At 33.5% G+C, this 6,000-nt stretch carries 2 protein-coding genes; both read left to right on the top strand.

Annotation, left to right across the window (positions count from 1 at the left end; genetic code table 11):
* Positions 1 to 238: 238 nt before the first annotated feature.
* Entirely contained in the window at positions 239 to 550 is a 312-nt protein-coding gene (locus AC0IYS_RS30835; RefSeq protein WP_471708767.1) for a translocation/assembly module TamB domain-containing protein, read from the top strand.
* Between the two features lie 2,873 nt (positions 551 to 3,423).
* Positions 3,424 to 3,591 (top strand): hypothetical protein, encoded by a 168-nt coding sequence (locus tag AC0IYS_RS30830; protein WP_471708961.1) that lies wholly within the window; start codon positions 3,424 to 3,426, stop codon positions 3,589 to 3,591.
* The last annotated feature ends 2,409 nt before the right edge of the window (positions 3,592 to 6,000 follow it).

Genomic DNA, 6,000 nt, shown 5'->3' with positions numbered 1-6,000 from the left:
GCATAGGTTGTTGTTATCAGATGAAATTGGAGAGGTACTGAGTTAAAGATCCATCAACAAATCACGTAAAGTGTCTGAATAAAGCAGTTGGATACATTTGTTACGCCAGAAGAATACAATTTAGCAAATGCATTATCGAATAAGACCAAAAATTATAATGGTCTTGAATTAGAATTTGATTTTGACATCACGCCGGATGCCGAGTTGAAGTAATCCTGACAGGAATTCCGGTCACGGGATGAAAGGAAAGGATACGGTAATTTATTATTTAAAATTAATACGCTGGGTAAATTTAATATGTGGGACATTTCCAGGATATGAAGGAACCTATAATTTCAAATACGGTGGTTTAATTGATAAAAAATTTGCCGTTAAAAGGTGGTTCATCATTTGGGAAGGAAAACCCGATGAAGCGCAGCTCAATCTGGAAGTGATTTACAGAACCTCTGCAATTCCTGAGTTTTATTACAATACTTCGTCATTCAATAAAAAAGTTCCTGTAGAAGTTGTGATCGGTTTAAGAGGAGATTTAACCAGTCCTGTAACCTAATTTTGATATTCAGTTTCCATCTGTTAGTATGTTCTTAAATCTGAGATACAATATAAGTTATACGATAAAGACATATGTTAATAAACACAAGCATTGGAGTTATTGTTAACTGGTATCCTTTATGAGAGATATGGATTTAGTCAGGATTTATCAGGGACATTACAGACACAGCGTCCCAGTTTATTAGGAGGGTATTATAAAATTGGATAATGATAAGGTTAATATCACTTAAATTATATTACTGCAGATAAAAATATTAGGGCAGGAAACTCATGGTCAGTTTGTGGCGACATATCGTCTCAGATAAATGAAAAGATTACAATCAATGGCAAGTCTGGAATTCCGGTTTGAGGGTGTAATCTACTGCAATTGTGGGTGATATTGAGATATTATATCGTGTAAACGATGACGGATCGATGAACCTTCGTTTGTTTAATAAAGAAAATGATATCAATTATAGGGCAGGGAGTTGGTTATACACAAGGAGTTGGTATTGTAATTAAGTAGATTTTGAGACTTTCAGTGAGCTGGTAAACAAGCTATTCAAAGATCATAAATTAGAAAGAGCAATAAAAAAATCGACGATGATTTACAGATTTTAATCTAAAATCCGAGTTTTGTCAACTTTACAACTAAAAAGAGGCTGATAAAAATAAAAAGAAAGAGGATAAAAAAGAGAGAAAAAAAACCCGCCACCACAAAATAATAATGAAGGTTTAATTCCGCATAACTAACTTTTAAACAATTTGGTTAAAATATGATTTTAATAAAACCATTATTCTCATACCGGTTTTTTTTAATGCCAAATTTAGCGGTTAATTATTTTTTAGTGAAAATGAGAAAGCTTTAAAATTTTATAACACTTCATTTATGTATTGTTAATTTTAAGGATTTAATTAAAATAAGTGGCTTTTATTATTTTAATTAATTTTTTACTATCGAAAAACTTATTAAAACCGAGATGTTTGAATTTACATATTTATTAATTTATTATAAACATAACCCTAAAAGTGGCTAATGTTTGCTACTTTAGACTTCAAAGCATGAAATAATGCCAAAACAATAAAAAGAAGGTTCCAAACTTCAGGAGGAGACTACTGGTAATGAATGCCGCATATGATCAGTTGTTCAACATGCGCTTATCATAATAGAGAACGCATAGGAATTTATAGAGGGTATCAGGGAATTATCGAAGGAGATTTCAAAGAAATGGGTCCTCGAAGTGTAATATTGTAACAAAGGGCTGGGAACTAATCCTCAAAATCGGCTCGTTTGTTGAGTTCAGAACCCCGGAGGCAGAAAAAAGCCACGAGAATCTTTTAAATACAAGTTGATGCTCTGTCGTTATTGGAGGAGACGGAAGTTTTACCGGAGGATTAATTTTGCATTCAGAATATGATTTCCCGGTAAATGGGATTCCCGTAATTCGATAATGATATTTTGGCAATAAGCCATACTTTAGGGTATGATACTGCCTTAAATACTGTTGTAGATTGTATTTGATAAATGGAGATACTGCAAGTTCACATAACCCATTATTTTTTGTAGAGGTTATGGGTAGAGACGCAGGGCATTGCTTGTGACGCCGGAATTGGAGCTGGCGCCCTAGAAGAAATCCTTATTCCTGAAGAAGATTTAGGTTTAGAAAGATTACTGATACTTTCAAAAAAGTAAAGCTTCAGGAAAATCATCAAGTATAGTGGTAATTGCTGAAGGCGATAAAATTGGTAAAAATGTATTTGATTTTAAAAGATTACGTTGAAGCTAATTTACCTGAGTATGACGATAAAAATTTTGGTTTTTAGGACATGCAGCGTGGTGGTTCCCCCACTGCTTCTACTGGGTTTACAGCGTCTAGTAAAGCAGTCCCAAATCTTTAATCCAAGGCACATCAACTACACGGTCGGTTCACGTGACAGAGAGCTTTAACCCCCGTTAATACAGGGGATTAAGGGCAAATCTCAAAATCATATAGAATTATTAGAGTGTTCTACATCTCAATGTCCACATAACAAATAAATAAAACTTTAAAAGGAAAGAACTTTATTGTGGCTAAAATTACAACTTTATAGTAGGTAAATAAAAACAAAGCAAAAATTAAGTAAAATGTCAAAAGTAAAATTAGGAATAAACGGATTTAACCAAATCGGAAGAATTGTTTTTCAGATAGTCTTTCAATAGAGATAATGTAGAGTAGTAGCAATCAACGATTCATTAGATGTACAATCACTTGGCTTACTTATTAAATTATTCAGTTCACGGTCGTTTCAACGGTACTGTTGAAGTTAAAGAAGGAAAACTTTATGTAAACGGAAGAAATATCCTGAATCGCACTGCAGAAAGAATCGGCTGACTCAAAATCGGAACGAAGTTGATGTTGACGTAGTTGCAGAATGAATCGGTATTCTTCACAACCATTGAAACTGCAAATTAGGTACACACATCAAGGTGGTGCTAGTAATTATTTCGTCTCTGTCTGGATATGTTCCAATGTTTGTAATGGGAGTAGAAATCACTACTGGCGAAAGCTTCTGACTTAGTTGTTTGAACGCTTTGTATGACAAATCTGTTTAGCTCCTTTAGCTGAGTTATTTACTGACAACTTCTGGAATTGAAGAACCTTATGACAACCTGTTCACGCCAAGACTCCACTAAACTACTGCGGCTGATGGAACCTTCCAGAAAAGACTGGAGAGGTGGGACGTGCAGCTTTATTATATTATCTCCTTCTTGACAGGAGCTGCAGAGCTGTTGGAAAGTAATTCCTTCTTTCTAATGGAAAATTAACTGGAAATGTCTTTCCGTGTTCCTACTGCTCAACGTTTCTGTAGTAGATTTAAAATGCAAGTATCAAAGAAACTTCATACTAAGAAATCCTGGAGTTTTGGAAACAGCTTCAGAAACTACAATCAAAAGGTATCTTAGGATATACTGAAGATGCTGTTGTTTCTAGGTATTTTATTTCTGATAAAAGAACTTCAATTGTTGATGTACTGGCAGGAATTGGTTTAAATTCAACTTTAATTTGTATCCGGGTATGATAATGATAATGATACTCTAGTAATTAATTGATTTGTCTGTTCATATCAGGTTTAAATAATATTATATATTTTCAAATCCCGTTATCTCAAGTAACGGGACTTTATTTTGTTACTTCTTTAATTAATGTAAACACACTCTTCATTTAGCTAAAGAAACTAAATCCAAATGAAATAAAATGAAATTAATAGTTGATAGTGGATCTACTAAAGCCGATTGGATTTGGATTGATGATAATGGAAAATAATTATATTCACCACACAAACTTTAGGATTAATTCAAACTTGATGGACCTAAATCGTTACCCGATTAAATGACCGTTTTGATATACTACAAAACAAAATGCTTCACATTTGTTCTTTTACGGAGCAGGTTGTGGAACTTGAGAGAATGAAACTGTTAAAGAAATCTTTCAGGTCATTTTCCCATGCAATGTTGATGTTCAGGAGAAACTACTGAGGAGTCCTAATGACTCCAAAGGAGAAGAAGCAATTGTGAGCATCTTATAATAGGTTCCAACTGCAGCTATTTTGATGGAAAAATATTGGCATCAAAAAGTTCAGTCATTAGGTTAGATTGCCATGGATGATTGCAGTGGAAATGTTTTTGGAAAGGAATTAATCAGAAAAAACCTTATTTCAATAAAATGCCTAAGGAATTGGCAGTTGAATTCAAATAGATGATTTAGATCCTGATTTCATCAAAAATAAATTATACAAAGAGCCAAATCCAAATGCGTATCTGGCACTTTTGCTAAGTTTTTAATCAACATAATACACGCAATTTGTGGATAATCATTCAAGGCAATGAAATCCTTCGTTAAAAACTATATCAAACAAATTGATAACTGTAAAGAGTTTTGGTTTATTTTGTAGGTTCAATTGCTTTCGATTTAAACATGAATTACAGGAAACATTTGAGAAATATGAACTTCAATTAGGAATGTTTAGAAGGCCTTATTGATGGACTTATTGCTTACCATGTTGCTAATCAGTAATTAAATTTATGGAAATAGCTATAATAGCCCACGACTGGAAGAAGGGCAGATATGGTTCAGTTTTTACAAAAACAAAACACTTCTACTTCAGGAAAATATTAAACTGATCGCAACTGGAACTACCGGAAGCAAAGCTGTAAATGCTGGTTTTAAGGTAAAAAGAAAAGTTTTAGGACCAATGGTGGTGAATGGCAATTGGCAGCACGTGTAGCAGAAGGCAAAATGCAATGAGTTTTTAAGGATCCTCTTGCAAGTCATGCTCATGAGCTTGATATTATATGTCAATCGTGTTTGCGATGCACTGTGCCGTTGGCAACAAATGAGCTTTGACATAATTGTTACTAATGCCATCGCATTGCAATTATAGAGATAGCTGCTAAGTTTTTTAAAAGATATACAAGCTGTTTCATCCTAAAGTGGTTTTTTATGGAATATAATTCAAAATCCTGTTCTGTTTTTTGAAAGTTTTTCTGTTAAGATTTGATGTTCAATGGTTTTAAAAGTAAGATATTTTTATTTACTTAGCTTTGATATTAACTGTATTGTTAATTTATGAAAGACGTATAACAATTGCAATTATCGCCCATGATAAAAGTAAATACACTGTTCAAGTCTTTAATTAAAATAGAACTGTTTTAGAAAATGAAGAGTTAACTTATTGCGAGAGGATCATTGGGAAAAATGCTGAAAATCAGGCTTTAAGGTGGTTAATTTGGCTGGTTTGAGGAGGAGATGCTCAGATAGCTGCGAAAGTGGCAGAAGGGTAGATTAAGGTACTTTTCTTTTTTAAAGACCCACTAGCAAACCATGTCTATGGAAGTAGATATTAATATGCTGCTTCGGTATAAGTGATGTGCATAATGTGCCGCTGGCCACGTATGAAGCAACGGCACAATTATTATTAATGTTATTGCACAGCAATTATAGAAATCTCAACATTTGCATTTTTTGGCAAACAAACAACCGTTGGTGTTTTGCTGCGTCGGAGCTGGTTTTTGTCAAAAACAAGTACCGTAAAATCGCATTAATTGCAGCAAAATTATTCATATCCATAGAGAAAATAGTTGCTTTAATGATGTTTTAAAGTCATATCTGCAGTTCAGAATAGCAGCAATGTTTGCATAACTGGTTGTTTCTCATCATCATGTTTTAATAGTTTTCCGTTAGCAGGATTTATAGCAATTTGCCCGGAACCATAAAGTGTGTTTCCACAATACAGCTCCACTATATGAGCCAATTGGAGCAGGCGCTTTTTCAGTAAAGACTGATTTTTTATACCAAATTATTTTTTATTTCGAGTTATTTATCTATTTAGAAGTATCTTTGTTTTATTTAATATCGCTAACATTTGCATTATTTTGATAAAGAATTTCAAGTTCCAGTTTTACGAAGCGGTAGAACTAGTTAAAGCCAT

This window comes from Duganella sp. AC237, assembly GCF_979254035.1.
This window is presented reverse-complemented; position numbering and strand designations above follow the sequence as displayed.

What these genes read in the sequence shown, in the direction of transcription:
- AC0IYS_RS30835 (WP_471708767.1), top strand. Translation starts at nt 239, where the DNA reads ATGAAAGGAAAGGATACGGTAATTTATTATTTAAAATTAATACGCTGG.